Annotated in this window: 22 protein-coding genes; 11 read left to right on the forward strand and 11 right to left on the reverse strand. The window is 64.3% G+C overall.

All coding sequences use genetic code 11. From position 1 onward, the window contains the following. Positions 1–44: 44 nt before the first annotated feature. Together ACQR07_RS01700 and ACQR07_RS01705 are read right to left on the reverse strand one after the other, a co-directional pair. The gene (locus tag ACQR07_RS01700; protein ID WP_434901037.1) at positions 45–617 is read right to left on the reverse strand and encodes a glutathione peroxidase; all 573 of its coding nucleotides are present in this window, start codon (positions 615–617) and stop codon (positions 45–47) included. A 156-nt stretch (positions 618–773) separates the two neighbouring features. After that, positions 774–2,525: a L,D-transpeptidase family protein gene (locus ACQR07_RS01705; RefSeq protein ID WP_434900644.1), complete on the reverse strand. Its 1,752-nt coding sequence runs from the start codon at positions 2,523–2,525 to the stop codon at positions 774–776. 229 nt (positions 2,526–2,754) lie between these two features. On the opposite strand from ACQR07_RS01705, the gene ACQR07_RS01710 reads away from it, so the two are divergent. Beyond that, entirely contained in the window at positions 2,755–3,306 is a 552-nt protein-coding gene (locus tag ACQR07_RS01710) for a CreA family protein (RefSeq protein ID WP_434900645.1), read from the forward strand. Between the two features lie 394 nt (positions 3,307–3,700). After that, positions 3,701–4,060: a hypothetical protein gene (locus ACQR07_RS01715; RefSeq protein WP_434901038.1), complete on the forward strand. Its 360-nt coding sequence runs from the start codon at positions 3,701–3,703 to the stop codon at positions 4,058–4,060. A gap of 103 nt (positions 4,061–4,163) precedes the next feature. Here ACQR07_RS01715 and ACQR07_RS01720 read toward each other — a convergent pair whose 3' ends face one another. From ACQR07_RS01720 to ACQR07_RS01735, 4 genes are all read right to left on the reverse strand, one after another. Then, positions 4,164–5,888 carry a type I secretion system permease/ATPase gene (locus tag ACQR07_RS01720; protein WP_434900646.1) on the reverse strand — a complete coding sequence of 575 codons (1,725 nt, stop codon included), beginning with the start codon at positions 5,886–5,888 and terminating at the stop codon, positions 4,164–4,166. A 124-nt stretch (positions 5,889–6,012) separates the two neighbouring features. Beyond that, complete coding sequence (locus ACQR07_RS01725) at positions 6,013–7,344, reverse strand: HlyD family type I secretion periplasmic adaptor subunit (protein ID WP_434901039.1); 1,332 nt, start codon at positions 7,342–7,344, stop codon at positions 6,013–6,015. A 217-nt stretch (positions 7,345–7,561) separates the two neighbouring features. After that, on the reverse strand, positions 7,562–7,822 hold the full coding sequence (locus ACQR07_RS01730; RefSeq protein ID WP_434900647.1) for a DUF6719 family protein: 261 nt from the start codon (positions 7,820–7,822) through the stop codon (positions 7,562–7,564). 5 nt (positions 7,823–7,827) lie between these two features. Next, positions 7,828–7,980 (reverse strand): hypothetical protein, encoded by a 153-nt coding sequence (locus ACQR07_RS01735; RefSeq protein WP_434900648.1) that lies wholly within the window; start codon positions 7,978–7,980, stop codon positions 7,828–7,830. Between the two features lie 147 nt (positions 7,981–8,127). Between ACQR07_RS01735 and ACQR07_RS01740 the strand changes: the two genes are divergently transcribed. The 3 genes from ACQR07_RS01740 (at position 8,128) to ACQR07_RS01750 (ending at position 10,709) form a co-directional block, all read left to right on the forward strand. Beyond that, entirely contained in the window at positions 8,128–9,408 is a 1,281-nt protein-coding gene (locus tag ACQR07_RS01740; RefSeq protein ID WP_434900649.1) for an ArgE/DapE family deacylase, read from the forward strand. Positions 9,409–9,525: 117 nt separating this feature from the next. Next, positions 9,526–9,924 (forward strand): PaaI family thioesterase, encoded by a 399-nt coding sequence (locus ACQR07_RS01745; protein WP_434900650.1) that lies wholly within the window; start codon positions 9,526–9,528, stop codon positions 9,922–9,924. Positions 9,925–10,085: 161 nt separating this feature from the next. Continuing rightward, entirely contained in the window at positions 10,086–10,709 is a 624-nt protein-coding gene (locus tag ACQR07_RS01750; RefSeq protein WP_434900651.1) for a GNAT family N-acetyltransferase, read from the forward strand. Between the two features lie 95 nt (positions 10,710–10,804). On the opposite strand, the gene ACQR07_RS01755 is transcribed toward ACQR07_RS01750, so the two are convergent. From ACQR07_RS01755 to ACQR07_RS01765, 3 genes are all read right to left on the reverse strand, one after another. Beyond that, positions 10,805–11,110 (reverse strand): hypothetical protein, encoded by a 306-nt coding sequence (locus ACQR07_RS01755; protein ID WP_434867051.1) that lies wholly within the window; start codon positions 11,108–11,110, stop codon positions 10,805–10,807. A gap of 77 nt (positions 11,111–11,187) precedes the next feature. Continuing rightward, a complete protein-coding gene (locus ACQR07_RS01760) occupies positions 11,188–11,886 on the reverse strand; it encodes a DUF2161 domain-containing phosphodiesterase (protein WP_434900652.1) in 699 nt (232 codons plus the stop codon). A 94-nt stretch (positions 11,887–11,980) separates the two neighbouring features. Next, on the reverse strand, positions 11,981–12,661 hold the full coding sequence (locus tag ACQR07_RS01765) for an SDR family oxidoreductase (RefSeq protein WP_434900653.1): 681 nt from the start codon (positions 12,659–12,661) through the stop codon (positions 11,981–11,983). A 65-nt stretch (positions 12,662–12,726) separates the two neighbouring features. Between ACQR07_RS01765 and ACQR07_RS01770 the strand changes: the two genes are divergently transcribed. The 3 genes from ACQR07_RS01770 (at position 12,727) to ACQR07_RS01780 (ending at position 14,600) form a co-directional block, all read left to right on the forward strand. Next, the gene (locus tag ACQR07_RS01770; RefSeq protein ID WP_434900654.1) at positions 12,727–13,488 is read left to right on the forward strand and encodes an SGNH/GDSL hydrolase family protein; all 762 of its coding nucleotides are present in this window, start codon (positions 12,727–12,729) and stop codon (positions 13,486–13,488) included. A 90-nt stretch (positions 13,489–13,578) separates the two neighbouring features. Further along, the gene (locus tag ACQR07_RS01775; RefSeq protein WP_434900655.1) at positions 13,579–13,797 is read left to right on the forward strand and encodes a hypothetical protein; all 219 of its coding nucleotides are present in this window, start codon (positions 13,579–13,581) and stop codon (positions 13,795–13,797) included. A gap of 185 nt (positions 13,798–13,982) precedes the next feature. Continuing rightward, on the forward strand, positions 13,983–14,600 hold the full coding sequence (locus ACQR07_RS01780; protein ID WP_434900656.1) for a hypothetical protein: 618 nt from the start codon (positions 13,983–13,985) through the stop codon (positions 14,598–14,600). Positions 14,601–14,612: 12 nt separating this feature from the next. On the opposite strand, the gene ACQR07_RS01785 is transcribed toward ACQR07_RS01780, so the two are convergent. Continuing rightward, positions 14,613–15,353, reverse strand: a complete 741-nt coding sequence (locus ACQR07_RS01785) for a tyrosine-protein phosphatase (protein WP_434900657.1) — start codon at positions 15,351–15,353, stop codon at positions 14,613–14,615. Between the two features lie 95 nt (positions 15,354–15,448). Between ACQR07_RS01785 and ACQR07_RS01790 the strand changes: the two genes are divergently transcribed. After that, complete coding sequence (locus ACQR07_RS01790) at positions 15,449–15,754, forward strand: MliC family protein (protein ID WP_434900658.1); 306 nt, start codon at positions 15,449–15,451, stop codon at positions 15,752–15,754. Between the two features lie 91 nt (positions 15,755–15,845). Here ACQR07_RS01790 and ACQR07_RS01795 read toward each other — a convergent pair whose 3' ends face one another. After that, a complete protein-coding gene (locus ACQR07_RS01795) occupies positions 15,846–16,040 on the reverse strand; it encodes a DUF2735 domain-containing protein (protein WP_434900659.1) in 195 nt (64 codons plus the stop codon). A 542-nt stretch (positions 16,041–16,582) separates the two neighbouring features. On the opposite strand from ACQR07_RS01795, the gene ACQR07_RS01800 reads away from it, so the two are divergent. Beyond that, entirely contained in the window at positions 16,583–17,617 is a 1,035-nt protein-coding gene (locus ACQR07_RS01800) for a glutamine synthetase beta-grasp domain-containing protein (RefSeq protein ID WP_434867059.1), read from the forward strand. Positions 17,618–17,821: 204 nt separating this feature from the next. After that, the gene (locus ACQR07_RS01805; protein WP_434900660.1) at positions 17,822–18,280 is read left to right on the forward strand and encodes a hypothetical protein; all 459 of its coding nucleotides are present in this window, start codon (positions 17,822–17,824) and stop codon (positions 18,278–18,280) included. Positions 18,281–18,346 lie beyond the last annotated feature (66 nt).

Below are 18,346 nucleotides of genomic sequence, written 5' to 3' on the forward strand. Positions count from 1 at the left end.
TCTGCCTCCGCCGCATTCTTGCCAAGTGTTGCTTAAAGTGTTGCTCAGCCGTCCGCGAGCATCCGGGCCACGGCGGTCTTGACCCGGGTATCGGTCGGGTCGACCGAGGAGGCGAAGACGTCGGCGATATAGCCGTCACGGCCGATCAAATATTTGTGGAAGTTCCAGCGCGGTGTCTCCTTGGGCCGCGCTTCGGCCGCCCAGCGGTAGAACGGATGGGCATTGGAGCCGGTGACCACCGCTTTGGCCGTCATCGGGAAGGTAACACCGTATTCCTTTTTGGCGAGCTCAGCGATGTCGCCCGCGACCCCAGGTTCCTGGTGAAAGTCGTTCGAGGGCACCGCGATGATCGACAGTCCACGCTGGTGGAATTCGCTCCACAGCTGCTGCAGGCCGACATATTGCGGGGTGTAGCCGCATTGCGAGGCCGTATTCACGACCAGCACCGGTTTGCCCGAGAAATCGGCCAGGCGGATCGGGTCGCCGGACAGCGCCGGAAAGGAGAAGCGGTAGGCCGTGGTCTTGCTCACCGCGTTGTCGGCCCGGGCGGCCGAGGCGAACGTCGCGCCAGTCAAGGACGCACCGAGGCCGAGAACAACCATCCTGCGATCGATCATTGTGAATCTCCTGTGCTGAGCCAGCCCCGTGAAGCACGAATCCGCCGACGCCTGACGGGCCGTTCGTTGAACGGCCGTGGCGTTGCGTTGGATCAGACTGCGTTCCAGCAAGGGGATACCCTTGCGGTAGGGCGGAAAGAGGGACGTCGTCGGTCGTCAGCGCAGCGAAAGAATGAACTCGGTGCCCTCGCCAGTTTCGCCCTGGTTGATGCCCTGGTCGGAGACGATCAGCGAGCTTCCGGCCGACAGCGCCTCGCCGAGCCAGGCCATGACATCCGCCGGGATGGTGATGCGGTCGAGCGCCTCGGCAGGGCTGTCCGGCACGATCGAAGGCTTGGCTTCGACATGGGGCTCCGCGGTCTTCTTGCCGCGTCGAACGGCCTTGTCTGCACCGTCATTGGCCGCAGCGCTGCGCGCAGAGGCTGGCAGCGAGATGACCGACCAGCGCATCGCGGCCGGATCGGCCTTGTCGGCGGCGGCCGTGAACACATGCGTGCCGAGCGGCCGGTCGCTGGATGCGATGGTCACGGGCGTGTTGAACACCGGCGCGAAGTTCTGCCGGACGTAGAGCTTGGAATCCTTGCGGCTGATGAAGATCGCGACCTGGCTGTTGCGCTTCAACTCCGGCTTGGGCGCGATGACCTTGTCCGGTGCCGCAACGCGCGACTGGTCCTTCGCGGCGTCCTTGGCGTCCGCGGGCGTGGCCGGCGCCTCTGCGCTCGTCGCCGGCGAAGCGATCGGCTTGTCCGTGACCTTGGTCTCGCCCGTGGCGGCGTTAGCGGGTTTGTCCGCGATCGTATTGGTCTCGGGGGCAGCGGCGTCAGCCTTCTCAGCCTTTGCCGGCGCGTCGGAGGCCGGGGCCTGGGCCGTGCTGGCTGGCTGGCTTGCGGACGAGGATCCGGCGTCGCCGTCTCCAGGCTTGCTTGCGTCCTGGTCGGCGGCCTTCGGCGCGGCCGAACTGGTCTCGGTCTTCGCCTCGATGGGGGTCTCGGTGACTGCGGGCTTCAAGTCGGCCGTATCACCGTTGTTCGCGGTCGATTCGGCGCCTGCGGGCGCGGCATCGGAAGCCATTGCCGGGAGGCCTGCGGAATTGCTGGCGTCGGCGGTGCGCAGCTGGCGGGAGGCGGCCGGCGCGTCCTCGCCCGAACGGCTGATCTCGGCGTAGCCGATGGTGGCGCGCAGGTCCGTTGTCGCGACGGTGATGGTCGCGGCGGCTGCAGCGCCCTTGTCCGACTTGACCGCGGCTGGGCCATTCGCCTCCGGCTGGACCGACGCGCTGGGCTGCGGCGCCTTCAACGCGGCGAGCATGGGATGCGAGAAACTGGCGGGAGCCACTTCACCCGGCGTCACCAGCACGCGCGAGCCCATCCGCGTCCAGCCATAGATTCGCGGCGCAAAGCTCGCGGGCATCCGGATGCAGCCGTGGGAGGCCGGATAGCCGGGAAGAACGCCGGCATGGAGCGCGACGCCGGACCAGGTGATCCGCTGCATGAACGGCATCGGCGCGCCGCTGTAGATGTTCGAGCGGTGGAATTTCTGCTTCTGGATGACGCTGAACACGCCCATCGGGGTGGAATGCCCCTTCATGCCTGTAGACACCGGCGCTTCCGCGAACAGGCCGTTGGCGTCGTACACCTTGAGCTGCTGCTTGCTGACCGACACGGCGATCGTGACCAGCCCTTGCGGCTTGGCGGCTTCCTTCTCGATCGTTGCCTTCTGACCGTGGCGCGCCTTGGGCTTGCGGGGCGTGGCTGCGCGCGGCGCCGGAGCGATCGCGATCGGCTGCTGCTCGTTCCAGTAACGATAGGATTGCGCCTCGGCCTGTGACGCTGCGGCTACGACAAGCGGGACTGAAACGATTGCGGCACAATAAAACCGCCCCCTGGCGGCTGCACGAACGCAGAACATTCCGGCAAATCCTCAAGAACCATCTGGTCTTTAGTGTCGCAGACGGAGTCTGCGTTCACCAGCTTGGGGCTTCTGCCCGGCATGATTTTCGTCCCAATCGTAGCAGAAAAGCCTCACATCGCGTTAAACGCGCATTGCGCAAAGCAAAGGCAGTACGCGTCTTCCTAGCGGGTCTCTGTGTTCCTACATGGGCGGTATGCCGTGCAGCGGCGGTATAACGGAGACCCAGATGTCGTTCAGAGCCACCACCCGGTTTGATCTGTGGCTGAAAACCCTAGCTTTGCTTTCGCTTGTCGGACTGTCTTCACCAATGGTGTCAGCCTATGCCGCCGATGAGCCGGATCTGATCTTCCGCCGCTCGACGGTGTTCAAGCTGCTTAGCCCGAATGACAAGCTCGCGACCTATGGCGTTGATGATCCTGAGGTCGAGGGCGTCGCCTGTCATTTCACCGTGCCTCAGAAGGGCGGCTATGCCGGCTGGCTCGGGCTCGCCGAGGAGGTCTCGGACATTTCGCTCGCATGCCGGCAGATCGGGCCGATCCGCTTCAAGCGCAAGCTCGAACAGGCGGACGACATGTTTCGGCAGCGGCGCTCGCTGTTCTTCAAGAAGATGCAGATCGTGCGCGGCTGCGACGCCAAGCGCAACGTCCTGGTCTACATGGTCTATTCCGACAGGCTGATCGAAGGATCACCGAAAAACTCGACGTCGTCAGTGCCGATCATGCCCTGGGGCAGAGCTGATGATGGGGAGCTCCAGAAGTGCGGTGATTTCATTCAATAACGCTGAATGTGAGATTGATGGCGGCCGCGTGCGGCCCCGCTGGCAGCAAGTGCCTGGTGGGACGTTGCGGCCGCTCTCCAACCTTTCCAGCGTGGCTCAACCTTGCAGGGAAAAAGCCGCGTCGGGGGCTGCAGTCGGGCGGCAAAGCGAGGGTAGGTTACATTGCCTTTGACTTGACCAAAGTGCGTCCTGCACTCTTTGGTTGTATTTTGTGTCGTCGATTGATTCGCACGAAACAATGCGTCTGAGCCAAGAAACCGTTTCTGGCTTGCTGCGCAGACGAAATGAAACATGAGACCGCTAGCTAATGACGACCGGTGATGAAGCCACGCCGATATTGATGGCGTCCTGCGCTCCGGTTGCGATGTCGAGAACCCGAGGCCATCCGTCCACCATGCTCTTTCGATTGGGTCTTGCGGCGGTCGCCGCGGTCTCTCTGTCCTGGTCATCCACGCAAGCCCGGCCCACGGCCCGCTTGCCTGACCTGCGCGGCGAGTTCGTTCGCCAATGTGCGCCTCACATGCTCGGACGCTGGCAGCACCCGGAAGCCGTCTGCTCTTGCCTGCACGACCAGGCCGCCGCTGTTGTCGAGGATGCAGACCTGCGCGAGGCGCTGCTGCGCGGCATCAGCGAGACCGGTGTGCCGACGATCGAGACCGGCTGGGTGCCCCCCGGGAAACAGGCGGAGATCGGCCCGACCTTCACCAAGATCGCGAAGCCCACCCTGCAGTGCCTGTTCGATCCGGCCGGATGACCGGACGACTGCCCACGTCCGAACTCGCTGCTCTGGTCTAGACCTTCCAAGACCCCACAGCAGCGGCTCTGAGCCGCTGCTGACCATGGCACCTGTTTCGATGTCAGGCGGCCGCGCTGCTCGCATTCCGATCGTGGGCGACCACCACGCGCTGGCCCCGCATCTTGGCAATGACCTCGTCGCGTGCTCCGAAGGCCAGCGACTTGCCGAACGACATCACCATGATGCGGTCGACATGCGCCAGCAATTGCGGGCGATGCGTCACGACGATCACGGTCCGGCCGGCGGCCTTCGCCTGGGCCATGGCATGGGCGAGCGCCCGCTCGCCATCCTCGTCGAGGTTGGAGTTGGGCTCGTCGAGGATCAGCAGCCGCGGATCGCCATACAGTGCCCGCGCAAGCCCGACGCGCTGGCGCATGCCGCCCGACAACGCCACGCCGCCTTCGCCGATCGGCGTATCGTAGCCGTTCGGCAGGCGCAGGATCACCTCATGTGCGCCGGCAGCCTTGGCGGCGGCGACGACGGCAGCCTCATCGACCTTGGCGAGACGCGCGATGTTATCGGCGACCGTGCCCGAGAACAGCTCGATGTCCTGCGGCAGGTAGCCGATGTGCTTGCCGAGCCGGTTCTGATCCCACTGGCTGTAGGCCGCATTGTCGATCCGGATCACGCCCTCGCGCAGCGGCCAGACGCCGGCCATGGCGCGTGCCATGCTCGACTTGCCGCTGGCGGAGGCGCCGACGATCGCGAGGCTCTCGCCCGCCTTCAGTGAGAAGCTGACGCCCTTGACCGACGGACGACCCGCGGCCGGCGGCCACACCACCGCGTTCTCGACATCGATGTCGCCACGCGGCGCCGGCAGGGCGGTCGGCGAGGCCGTGACGGGGAGCGCCTGGAACAGCTCGTCCAGCCGGCGGTAGGCGGAGCGGACCGCGATGATGCGCTTCCACTGGCCGACGACCTGCTCGACCGGTGCGAGCGCGCGGCCCATGATGATCGAGGTGGCCATCATGGCGCCAGGGGAGATCTGCTGCTCGATCGCGAGCCATGCGCCGATGCACAGCAGCGAGGTCTGCACCGCCATGCGGGCAAATTTGGTCAAGGAATGCATCGCCGCGCCGCGCTCGACCAGCGTGCTGTGGGCATCCACCATCGCCGACTGCCGGCAACTCCAGCGGTCCATGACGATGTCGCCCATGCCGAGGCCGCGCACCACCTCGCCATTGCGCAGCGCCGCCGCAACGAAGCGCGAGGCCTCGTTGGCGAGCGCATTGGTGCGCTCGACGCTCGAGCGGGTGTAGAACTCGGTGAACAGCGCCAGCGAGAACAGCACGGTGGCGCCGAGCAGCGAGAGGATGCCGAGATAGGCATGCTGCAGGAAGCACAGCGCGACGAACACCGGCGTCCACGGCAGATCGCAGGCAATGGCCGCGGTGCCGCTGGAGATGCAGTCGCGGATGGTCTCGGCGTCGCGGATGATCTGCTGGCCGAAGCGATGCCGCGGCGACAGCTCCGCCTTCATCATCGTCTCGAACAGTGGATGGCGCAGCGTGCCTTCGAACTGGACGCCGGCGCGCGCCAGCACGCCGGAGCGGGCGAATTCCAGCACGCCGTACAGCACCAGGAAGACGGCGACGATCAGCGTCAGCATGACGAGCGTGCCGATACTGCGGCTGGTGAGCACGCGGTCATAGACCTGCATGGAATACAGCGGCGAGGCGAGCATGCTCGCGTTGATGAAGAGGCTGAGCACGAAGGTGGCGGTGAGCGCGGGGAAGCAGGCGCGAAGCGCGGCTCCCAGCGGGCTTCGGGTGGTGGTGGTCGTCATGTCAGATCCCCTCTTGCAAATAGCCAGGGGAGCTTCCTCCAGGCCGGAGCAAGCCACCGTGATGAGGCTCACACAGACGATCGGGGCGACGCGGGCATGGCCCGTCGTCACCCCGGGCGTTCGCTCACTTCTCGCGGAACGTCTTGGCGAGCGTGTTGAGCAGCGGACCGACGAGATATTCGAGCACGGTGCGTTCGCCGGTGGAGATGATGACGTCGGCCTGCATGCCGGGCAGGATCTTGCTGGCGATGTCGGGCGGCAGGGTCGAATAGTCGATCACGACGCGCGCCGAGTAATAGCTCTGCTTGGTGGCCTCGTCGGCCACCGCGTCCGCCGAGACGCTCTGGACCTTGCCGAAGATGGTCGGCGTCGTGCGCGAGGAGAAGTTGGGGAAGCGCACCTCGGCCTTCTGACCGATGGCGACGCTCTCGATGTCGCGGGGAGAGACGTGCGCCATCACGTCGACGCCTTCGCCGATCGGCACGATCTCGGCCAGCGTATCGGCCGGCTTCACGACGGCGCCGACAGTGTGAACCTTCATGTTCATGACGATGCCATCGCGCTCGGCCCGGATGTCGACACGGCGCAGCACGTCCTCGGCAATGACGAGCTTCTCGCGCAGGTCCGACAGCTTGGCGCGGGTGCCGTCGAGCTGCTGGCCGACCTCGGTCATGTATTTCTGCAGTGTCTGATCGATCTGCAGACGCGTCTGCCCGGCGGTCTGGGTCAGCCGGGCAACATCGGCCTGCGCCTGGCCGAGATCACCCTCGACACGGGCCCGATCACGTTGCAGTTCGAGGAACTTGTTGCGCGGATAGTAGCCGGCGGCGACTGCTGGCCGCACATTGTTCATCTGCGTGTCGAAGCTGGCGAGCTGTGCGACGAGCGCGGTGCGCTGACGATCGCGGCCCGTGAGCTCCTGCTGCTGCTGGGCGATCTGCGAGTTGAGAATGTTGACCTGGCTGATCAGTCCGTTGCGGCGTTCGATGAACAGCCGCTGCTGGTCGGCGATGGCGAGGGCGGCCTCGGGAACGTTCTGCCGTTTGAGCAGGCTGTCGGGAAAGCTGATCATGCGGGCGTTGCCCCGCTCAGCCAGCAGACGTGCCTCTTCGGCCAGCGCGGCGTCCATCTGCTTGCGCAGCAGGTCGGTGTTGGCCTGCGCCTCCGTCGGCTGCAGCCGGAACAGCAGGTCGCCGCGGTGCACCGCCGTGGTCTCCTTCGCCAGGATCTCCGTGACGATCCCGCCTTCGCGATGCTGGACCACCTTGTGATCTCCCGAGACGGAGACGGTGCCCGGCGCGATTGCCGCGCGGTCGAGCGGCGCATAGGCCGCCCATACGCCGAAGCCGCCGAACACCAGCGCGATCGAGAGATAGCCGAGCAGGGCGTAGCGGTGGAAATCACCCTTGGGCGCCGTCCTGGCCCCGTTGCCCGGCATGCTGAAGGCACTGTCCATCGTGAGATCGTGCGACATCTGGTCCCCGTTCGAGCCCGAAAAACGGCTCTGCCGCGGATCTAACCGGAAGTGGCGGTGTCGCTTCTGTGCTGCATGTCACAGGGCTCGAGGCGGAGTGGAGGCCGCGGGGTGACTGCAGCATCCACGCGATTGCGTCACGGCCCCGGATGTGAATTTGACGCTGCTTCGAACGCCGTCAGGCGATGCAGCGACGCGACTACTTCTTCTTCGGTCCAAAACGCGGCACGCATTTCACGGCGCGGACAATGCCGGTTTCCACCATCTTGGATCCGGAGACCTCCTTGACCTGGCCGGGAGGGCAGGTGCCGTCGTCGACCAGCACGCGCTGCCCGAGCCGGAGGTCGGTGACGTCCTGCTCGCGGCCGACATATTGTGCCTCGACCGGAGCGGTGAGCACAACCAGGAGAAGACCGCTGAGCGAAGCGGCGCCCAAGAGCGACGGCAGGACAGGACGCATTTCTTCTACTTACCCTCGATCTTCAGGCCGTTCGGCCCGAGATTGATCTGCACGCCTTCGGGCTGTCGCTTGGCCTGATAGAGATTGTAGCCGAGCACGATGATGCCCGCGGTGAGAATGCCCAAGAGAAAATACAAAATATTGCGATGATCCGACATGCCAAATTCCAGAATACGTCATTGCAGAGTTTCGTATGCAGCAATGTACGAGCGGGGCTGCGATTCTGAAAGCATGTGCAAATCCGGTGCAACCGCGGATCGGTTTGTGGTTTGCTGCTGTCATCGGCAATTGGAACCTGGACAGGCATGATCACCCCAGACATCGCGCAGCGGATCGTCGACGCCGTCGACGCCGGCTTCGACCGCCAGATCGCAACCACGAGCGACTTCGTCGCGATACCCTCGACGCGCGGCGCCGAGGGGCCGTGCCAGGACATGTTCGGCGACCTGCTGCGCGCGCGCGGTTACGAGGTCGACGACTGGAACATCGATCTCGACGATCTCAAGGACATGCGCGGTTACGGTCCGATCGAGCATGATTTCTCCAAGGCGCGAACCGTGGTCGGCACCTATCGGCCGGCGACGACGGCAGGCCGCTCGCTGATCCTGCAAGGCCACTGCGACGTCGTGCCGGCTGGTCCGCTCGACATGTGGGACACGCCGCCGTTTTCGCCGGTCGTCAAGAACGGCAGGATGTATGGCCGCGGCGCATGCGACATGAAGTCCGGAACGATCGGCGCATTGTACGCGCTCGATGCCATCGGCGCGGCCGGCTTCAAGCCGACGGCGCGCATTCACGTGCAGTCGGTGATCGAGGAGGAGAGCACCGGCGTCGGCGCGTTGTCGACCCTGCAGCGTGGCTATCGTGCCGATGCCTGCTTCATTCCGGAGCCGACCAGCGGCAAGATGGTGCGCTCACAGGTCGGCGTGATCTGGTTCCGCATCAAGGTGCGCGGCTTTCCTGCGCATGTGTTCGAGGCGGGCATCGGTGCCAATGCGATCCAGGCGACCTATCACCTCATTCATGCGCTGGAGAAGCTGGAAGCGGACTGGAACGAGCGCGCCAAGACCGACCGTCACTTCAAGACGCTCAATCATCCGATCAATTTCAATCCGGGCATCATCAAGGGCGGTGACTGGGCCTCGAGCGTGCCGGCCTGGTGCGATGTCGACTGCCGGATTGCGATCCTGCCGGGCTGGTCGGTGAAGGAGTGCCAGAACGAGATCCTCGCCTGCGTTGCCGCAGCCTCGCGCGACCACCGCTTCCTGTCCAACAATCCGCCTGTCGTCGAGTGGTCGGGCTTCCTGTCGGAAGGTTACGAGCTGACCAATTCGGCAGAGCCGGAGGCGGCGTTCGGCAGGGCGTTCAGCGCAGTGTATGGCGGCGAGGTCCAGGACCTCGTGTTCACCGCGCTGACCGACACCCGCTTCTATGGGCTGAACTACGGCATCCCGAGCCTCTGCTTCGGCGCGACAGGCGCGGCGATGCATGGCTTCAACGAATATGTCGAGCTCGACTCGCTGCGTCAGGCGACCAAGACCATGGCCTTGTTCATCGCCGACTGGTGCGGGGTCGAGACGGCGTGAGCAGTGCGCTGATCGAAGGCAATGACCTCGCAGGTCATTGCCTTCGATGCGGCGCTCGGCGAATCCAGGTCACAGAGGCAGATGACGTGCCCTCGGAGATGAAGGGAACAAGGCAGCATGACGCCGCTCGAGAAGATCAACGCGCTGAAGATGCCGTTTGCTGAGCTCAAGGGCGTGACGTTCACCGAGGCAAGCTCCGAGCGCGTCGTCGCCAAAATGCTTGTTCGCCCGGATCTCTGCACCCTGCATCACACCATCCATGGCGGCGCGGTCATGGCGTTGGCCGATTCCGTCGGCGCCGCCGCCACCGTGATCAATCTGCCCGAGGACGCCAAGGGTACGACGACCGTCGAAAGCAAGACCAACTTCATCGGCGGCGCCAAGGAGGGAACCATCGTGACGGCGATCGCGACGCCTGTCCATCGCGGTCGCCGCACCCAGGTGTGGCAGACGCGGGTCGAGACCGAGGACGGCCGGCTGGTGGCCATGGTGACCCAGACCCAGCTCGTGCTGTGATGATTCGTACACAAACGAATTATTAACTCACGCTATCAGCGCATGGCGGCATGTTCTCCCCGTAGAGCATGGGGCTTGCAATGAATGTTGCGATGCACAATATACGCCCTGTCTAGGGAAAGACGTCTGTGTGCGAGGGGCTTCGAAGAGGAGTCTTGGCAGTGTCACAGTTAGATCCATTTCGTCCCCGGCCGGGTTTCGGCTATGTGCGGACCTTGAGCCAGCACGAGGAACTGCCGCTGCTGCGCGATCATCTGCTGCGGCTCGATCCTGAGAGCCGGCACGATCGCTTCAACGGTTTCCTCGATGACCAATTCATCGAGCGCTACGCGGCCCGCTGTGCGGCTGACGGCACCATCGTCGTCGCCTACATGGAGAACGGCATGGTGCGCGGCGCCGCCGAGCTGCATCCGCCGGAGCAGTCAGACGACGAGCTTCCGGAAATCGCATTCAGCGTGGAATCCTGCGTGCGCCGGCGCGGCGTCGGGAGCCTGCTATTCCAGCGCGTGATTTCAGAGGCGCGCTGGAAGGGCTATCGCCGGCTGCGGGTCACGACGGGATCGCAGAACCACGCGATGCGGGCGCTGGCCGCCAAGTTCGGCGCGCATCTGGCGTTCCGCCACGGCGAGTCGACCGGCACCATCGATCTGACGCAGCAGCCGCAGGATGAGCTCGCGAAGCTGGTGATCGACACGCCGATTGCCGCGGCACGCGCCTTGTTCCATCTCAATCGCGCCTGCTGGAAGCTGGTCACCCGCATGTATGGCAATCAGCGCGCGGCTTGAGGCGACCAGCCGCAGCAGCACAAAGAGCGCGACAGCTTGGCTGTCGCGCCCTCATTTAAGAAGTCCGGTGTGATGTACGCCGAGCGCGGACGCGCTCAGGTGCCGGTGCGCTTGTCGAAGTTGAAGCGGCGCACGGTGCGGCGCTCGACAACGACCGCGCGCTGCTGCGTGCCCTGATCGGCCGTGATGACGCGCGTATTGGTGCGCGCGGCGACGCGGACCGCCTTCTTGACTTCCGGCAGCACCTGCTCGAGCGGCATCCCCATCAGCGCCGACGCGATCTCGGCCTGGGCCTGCACGTCATCGGTGATGCCGGACGCGGCGAAGATCGCTTCTTCCAGAGTCGGGGGATCACGCCTGACGCGACGCGGACCGTACTTGGTGTTCCAATCTTCGCTCATGGGGACCTCGTGTCTCGTCCGGGATACCTAGAAGCAGCTTTGTTGCATTGCAATATATAATCGACGGGGCAGCCCAGCTATGCATTAACCATGTCGCGATTGGGCAACGGTGCCTCCGTCATGTGGATATCCTGAGGCCAGCGGCGCAAGGCCGCGTGGCCGGCTTTGGTCAGGCCGTAGACGCCGCGATCGGCACGATCGAACCAGCCATAGACATTGCGCTGCAGGATCTTCGGCGCATCGGGGATCTCCGCCTTGAGGTCGCGCAATTGTTTGGGGCCACCGGATAGCGCCGAAGCGCAGGCCAGCGCCTGCTGTCGATAAGCGGTCATCACCGGTGCGCGGGTCGAGCCACCGGCAACGGGATCGCCCTTGCGCCGCTGATGCTCGCTGACGAGACGCGATCGCTTCTTGGGGTTCTTGCGCGGCGCCGTGGTCGGCGGCGGCACCAGCACCTCGACTTGGCCGGCCGATGTCACCGCGAGCATGCCGAATCCGAGCCGGCGGCACAGGTTGCGATAGCGCGCGTCGCTCTCGCGGCCCTTGCCGCGCGCCGACAATTGGGCGGCGATCCAGACTTCGTCACATGCGCCGGCGCGATCGACGGCCTGCAGCAGCAGTTCCAGATTGAATGCCTGTTTCAGCTCGCAGATGACGACGATCGGCGGATCATCGCCTTTGAGCGCAACGACGTCGCAGCCGCCGACTTCCCCTTTGGCCGTGAAGCCGAGGTTCTCGAGAAAGCGTTTGACGGGGAGGTAGAGCGCGGTTTCCAAGGTCCGTCCATGCATGCGACTCAGGCGCGGGGGAGTCTAGCCCGATGCGTCGCGTGATGTCAGCGCCAAGTCGGCAATGCATCGCGTGCCGCCGCTACATGCGGCCGGCCACCGGTATCAGCGCGCCAGTCACACCGCTGGCCGCATCGCTGGCCAGGAACAAAATCACCTCGGCGAGTTCCTGCGGCGTCACCCATTTGTCGAAATCGGCCTTCGGCATGCTGGCACGATTCGCGGGCGTATCGATGGTCGAAGGCAGCACGGCGTTGACGGTGATCTTGCCCTTCCACTCCGCCGCGAGCGCCTCCGTCAGGCGATGGACGCCGGATTTGGAGGCCGCATAGGGACCCATGCCGGCCCCCGCCTGAAGCGCGCCCATGGCGCCGATATTGACGATGCGGCCGGTGCTCGAGCGGACCAGATGCGGGATCGCGGCACGCGAGGCGTGCAAGGCCGTCATGAGGTTTCGCGCATGCATCTTGTCCCACACGCTGTCATCGCCGTCGGCGGTGGTCTCGAACGCGAATGCGCCGGCAATGTTGATCAGAGCATCCAACGTCCCGAAATGGGCAGCCACCGAGTCGATTGCGATCTTCGCCTGTTCGGGATCGGAAAGATCGACGCCTCCGAGCTCGATACGGTCATCACTGGCCGGGATTTCCGCTTGGGCGTGATCGATTCCCGCCACATGGGCTCCCCGCGCCAGAGCGAGGTCGGCAACGCTGCGCCCAAGCGCGCCTTGCGCCCCCGTAATGACAATCACTGCTCCGTTCATTCCGTCCCCGGTCTCCGCTCACGCGCCCGCCACGCCCATCATTATACTATTGCCAAGCGAACGAGTTGCAATGGCTGCGCAGTCGCGGCATTGATTTGCAATCTCAGGGCGTGGCTGGGCCGGGAGTGATAATCTTGACGATTCCTTGCGATTTTCCCGACGCTTCTATTTCATTTCATTTCCCGCTGACGCATTTCCGGCAGAGTCTGAGCACTCAGCGGAAGAGCAGGGTGGTGGCGCTCGGCTCGTCCTCGACCGCGGGCGCCAATGGGATCGTCGGCTTTCCCGCACGGGTCGAGCAGCTGCTGCGCAAGGCCAATTTCGGCTGCGTGATCGACGTTCTCAACCGTGGCATCGGCGGGCAGGAAGCTGCCGACGAGTTGTCGCGCATCGAAAGCGACGTGATCGCGGAGCAGCCTTGGCTCGTGATCTGGCAGGTCGGCACCAACGCCGCCTACCGGTATCAGAACTACAGTTTCGACGAGGTCGAGGCGGCCCTGCGCCTGGGGCTTCAATGGTTGTCGCGGCTGCCTCTCGATGTCCTGGTCATGGACCTGCAATACACCGCTGCGATCGTCACGGTGCCGGAGAGGTTGAAGGCCGCAGAGGACATGCAGCGGCGGATCGAGCGGGTGACGTCCGCGGCCGGCGTGAACCTTTTCACGCGCTGGGCGCTCATGAAGAGCTGGTGTGACACCGGCAAGATACCGCTGGCGGCCTTGGATGACGGACACGACGACGGGCTCCACATGAGCGAATGCGCGACGGCAGCTGTCAGCAAGGCGCTGGCGCAAGCGATTGGCTCGCCGCCGGCGCCGCGCGTCTGATCGATAAAATTTGCCGGGCTTTCGTAAGGAGATTGCGAGGTTGCCGGGCTAGCGTCTCCTATGCCGCTTGATGGGCGTTGGAGCTTTGCCATGATGAGACATCTGCAGGACCATGGTTTGCCGCTGGTACAGCTGAAGGAGCAGCGGCGGGATCTCGTGGTCGCCTTGCAGAATCGAGCGGGCCCGGTCAGCGGCTGGGAGCTGATGCAGATTGCGGCCGTGCAACAGGCGATCTCCGCGTTCGAGGAGGTCATTGCCGATCTCGATGCGATGGAAGCCGCGGAGACGGCCGATATCGAAGCTGCCTGAAGCGGAGCTAGCTGGTCGCTTACTACGCCTCGTACCAGCTCCCCGAGAGCCGGTGATAATCTCGACGTGCGCTGCGCGTTCCATCCGGCTAACATGTGCGTATGAGTCCGATCCGCGCAGCCGCCGCCTCAGCCGTCATCGCCGCCGCTATCAGCATGGCAGCTTTCGGCGCCGAAGCGAGCTGCGTGGCTGATCAGCATCAGAGCTTCATCTGCGGTGAGGGCAAGGATGCGCTCCGCGTCTTTCCCTCCACGATCGCTCCATCGGGCAAGCTTGCCTTTGGCTGGCGCACGTCCGAAGGATTGCCGTCCGGACAGGCCGAGCCGTCCGGCGTTCTCGAAGATGTGCTGGTTAGGCTGCCGGACGGTGCCGTGCTCGGCCAACTCGGCGGCAGCTATTGGGCGACCGGCGAGATGCGCGCCAATCGCTACGATCTCATTGCTGCCTGGTCGCCCGACAGCCGTGCCGTCGTCGAGGTCGCCAACAGCCGCTGGGACACCGACTCCTTCCGCTTCTACGCCATCAGCGAGTCCGGCGTGGTGGTGCTGGATCTGCACGAGCTGGTCGAGCGCGCGGTGCGTGCCAACCCGCGCGGCGTCGACAAGAGCCGGGTGTTTCGCATCCGTGAGGACCTGCCGGTCAAGCTCGATGCCGAAGGCGGCTTGAGCTTTGCAGCGATCCTGTTCATCCCCAAGAGTGAAGAGGCCGCGCTCGGTTTTCGTGTCGAGCTCAAGATCAAGACGGTCAAATCGTCCGCCGTGGCTCGTGTCGTCTCTGTGCAGCGGGCGAAGCTGACGGACTGATCGAAACGGCTCTTAGGGAGCGAGGTAACGCTCCTGCAGGGCTTTGCGCTCCGCCCGGCCGAGACCCAGGCCGTGACTGAGATAATTGTCGACATCGCCGTAGTCGCCGCGCATGGCCTCGAAGGCCGCTGCCAGAAATGAGGTCTGCACCGTTCGGATCGCCTGGACCACATCGCCTGGGAGATCTGGATGAGCCGCGGCGTCGCTTCGATAGAGCTGGTTGGTGAGCAGGTAGTCTTCCAGAATGACATTCTCCGGCACGTCGAGCGCGTGCAGGAGCAGCGCGCTCGCGACCCCAGTGCGATCCTTCCCGGCGGTGCAGTGAATCACTAGCGGCGCATGATCCTGAAGGAGATGCTCGAACAGCGTGCGAAAGCGCGGCGTGTGCTTGCGGATATAGTTGCGGTAGGACTCGCGCATGAGATCGACGGCATTCTCGGTCGTGAGGCGTCCCGCAGAGGCCAGGGCTCGCAAGGCCGGGACGACGCTCGGCTCGATCGGCAGCGAGTGCACGGTGATGTCAGTCATTGTGCACGGGCCAGCCATGCGTTCGTCGTGACCGCGGAAATCGAACGCGGCGCGGATGCCGAGCCGCCGCAGGATCGTGAGATCGCTCTCGGTCAGTTGGCCGAGATGGCTCGACCGAAACAGCAGCCGCCAGCGGACGCGGCGGCCATCGCCGCTGGGGTATCCGCCGAGGTCTCTGAAGTTGCTGGCGCCCTGAAGGTCGAGATGACGATGAGGATCGGACATGACCTCATCCTATGAGATCGTGCTCCTGTGCGAAACGCCAATGTCTCGGTTCTCCTGCGCGGACGGAGGCTCTAGAACGGAGCAGGGGAAACGTGATGAAATCGATGTTGTCAGCGGCCTTGTTGACCGTTGCCGCGACGGTGGCCCTGCAAGCGCAGGCGAACGCACAAGCGGTCAGCAGTTATCGGTGCGCTGACGGCACCCGGTTCATCGTCGGCTTCTATCCCAAGGATTCACGCGCGTTCGTGCTGATCGACGGTGGCGAGGTGACCTTGGCGCGCAGATTTGCCGTGTCGGGACGGCGCTATTCGGGGGCGGGGGTCACGTTGACCCAGAGCAGGGATGGCCAAACCATGATCCGCCATGCCCGGCGGCCTGCGACGAGTTGCGAGCAGTCATAGACGCCGACGGCGGCGCCCAAGCAAAAGGGCCGGAACCTCATCGGTCCGACCCTTCAGTGAAAGCGCGATCGCGTCATCAAACAGCTGGGCATCAGCGGTCCCACGCCGGCTTGGCTTCCTGGATCGCCTCGTCATGATACCAGCTGCCGCTGCAGATGGTCGGCTGGATCGACGGCGCAATAGGCCGCGAGTCCGCCTGGCCATAAGGCCGTCCCGCCAGCCCTGCTCGGCCTCCGCGCGGGAATTGATAGACCCTTGCGGATCCCTCATCCAGTTGTGTGTCCATGTCACCTCTCCTCATCCATCGGACCACCGATGGTGCGCCCGACTCGTTCTCGTGTGGTTACCGAATCCCGATATCGGCCGTGCCCCAAGGAATGCAACATGATCAAAAGCAAATCACAATCTGCGCATTTCTGAGGCAGTCGGCTGATTGCTTTCAGCGAAGCAGCGTACCCGTGACTAATGCTTGGGCTAGACCAAAGGTTGCGGAAAGGCCGCGTGAGACTTTTCGAAAATGTCCGGGAACTGCCTCGGCCTTGTTCGCCAGGCTTTGCGCAGCGCCGCAAATGGCGCGAAATCAAGCGCGTATTCGCACAACTTCATGGACGATCAGACTTTCGTGAAAGGGTGGCCGCGTTGCTTTGCCGCACCCAGTGCGGGAGAAAAACAACCGGGATCGGTCCGGCGCGTCGATCTGCCGGTGCGACGGGACGCCGCGGATTTTGGCACGTTCCATGCTTAAGAGTGCGCTGGCCGATCGTGGCCGGGTAAGCGGGGCGCCTTCGATTGCTGGGCTCCCACCTTTCGATAAGATAGAGAGGCTCAATGACGAAATACAAGCTCGAGTACATCTGGCTCGACGGCTACAAGCCGGTGCCGAATTTGCGCGGCAAGACACAGATCAAGGAATTTTCCTCTTTTCCGACCCTGGAACAGCTGCCTCTTTGGGGCTTCGACGGCTCGTCGACGATGCAGGCCGAAGGCCATAGCTCCGACTGCGTGCTGAAGCCGGTCGCCGTGTATCCCGACGCTGGCCGTACCAACGGCGCGCTGGTGATGTGCGAAGTCATGATGCCGGACGGCAAGACCCCGCATCCGTCGAACGCCCGCGCCACCATCCTCGACGATCCGGACGCGTGGTTCGGCTTCGAGCAGGAGTACTTCTTCTACAAGGACGGTCGTCCGCTCGGCTTCCCCGAGTACGGCTATCCGGCTCCGCAGGGCCCGTACTACACCGGCGTCGGCTTCAAGAACGTCGGCGACGTCGCCCGCAAGATCGTCGAAGAGCACCTCGACCTCTGCCTTGCGGCCGGCATCAACCACGAAGGCATCAATGCCGAGGTGGCCAAGGGCCAGTGGGAATTCCAGGTGTTCGGCAAGGGTTCGCGTACCGCGGCCGACCAGATGTGGATGGCCCGCTATCTCATGCTGCGCCTGACCGAGAAGTACGGCATCGACATCGAGTTCCACTGCAAGCCGCTCGGCGACACCGACTGGAACGGCTCGGGCATGCACTGCAACTTCTCGACCAAGCACATGCGCGAAGTCGGCGGCAAGGAGTACTTCGAGAAGCTGATGGACGCGTTCAAGGAAGCGCGCGCCGATCACATCGCGGTCTATGGTCCGGACAACCACATGCGTCTGACCGGCAAGCACGAGACTGCTTCGATCGACACCTTCAGCTGGGGCATTGCCGATCGCGGTGCGTCGATCCGCGTGCCGCACTCCTTCGCCAATAATGGCTACAAGGGCTATCTGGAAGACCGCCGTCCGAACTCCCAGGGCGACCCCTACCAGATCGCGTCTCAGGTCCTGAAGACGATCGCCGTGGTTCCGACCGGCGCGAAAGCCGCAGCCTAAGACGCCGAACACGATACCCCGGGCAGGGGGCTGACCTGATGATCCGCCGGAGCAGCCGCTTCGGCGGATCATTCGTTTCGAGACTTCGCTTCGCGGCGGCTCCCTCTCCAAATCCGTCTTGATCGATCGCAAGACCGGCCTCCGGCGGCAGCGGTATGCGTCTCCTCGACGGCGGAGACGCGGATCTGGCAAGCGGAGTGTCGAATGAAGAATCGGAGATGGGTGGTTGGAGCGATGCTCGCTGGCACGGCGCTCTCGCTCGCCGTCGCGCCGGTGCCGTCCAACGCGGACCAATATCTGCCGCGGCTGGGCGACATCATGAATCTCGTCCAGGTCCGGCACGCCAAGCTGTGGTTTGCCGGCCAGGCCAAGAACTGGGATCTCGCCGCCTACGAGCTGGCGCAGCTGAAGCAGAGCCTCTCGGACGCCGCGAGCTTCTATGCAGGCCTGCCGGTGACCAACGTCACCACGCTGGGGCAGCCGATTCAGTCGATCTCCGACGCGATTACCGCCAAGGACGGCAAACGGTTCGCGGCGGCGGTCACCGAGCTGACGTCGGGTTGCAATGCCTGCCATGCGACGATGGATCGTGGCTACGTCGCAATCCGCATCCCGACCGAAAAGCCGTTCGGCAACCAGGATTTCCGGCCACAGGGCCGCTGACCGGGCCGGTTCGGGAGGCGTGGGTTGTGCGGTGCAAATTGCGCCTTCCACCGGCGGCGCGCATCG

The sequence above is a fragment of the Bradyrhizobium sp. HKCCYLS20291 genome, assembly GCF_051167715.1.
GTDB lineage: Bacteria > Pseudomonadota > Alphaproteobacteria > Rhizobiales > Xanthobacteraceae > Bradyrhizobium.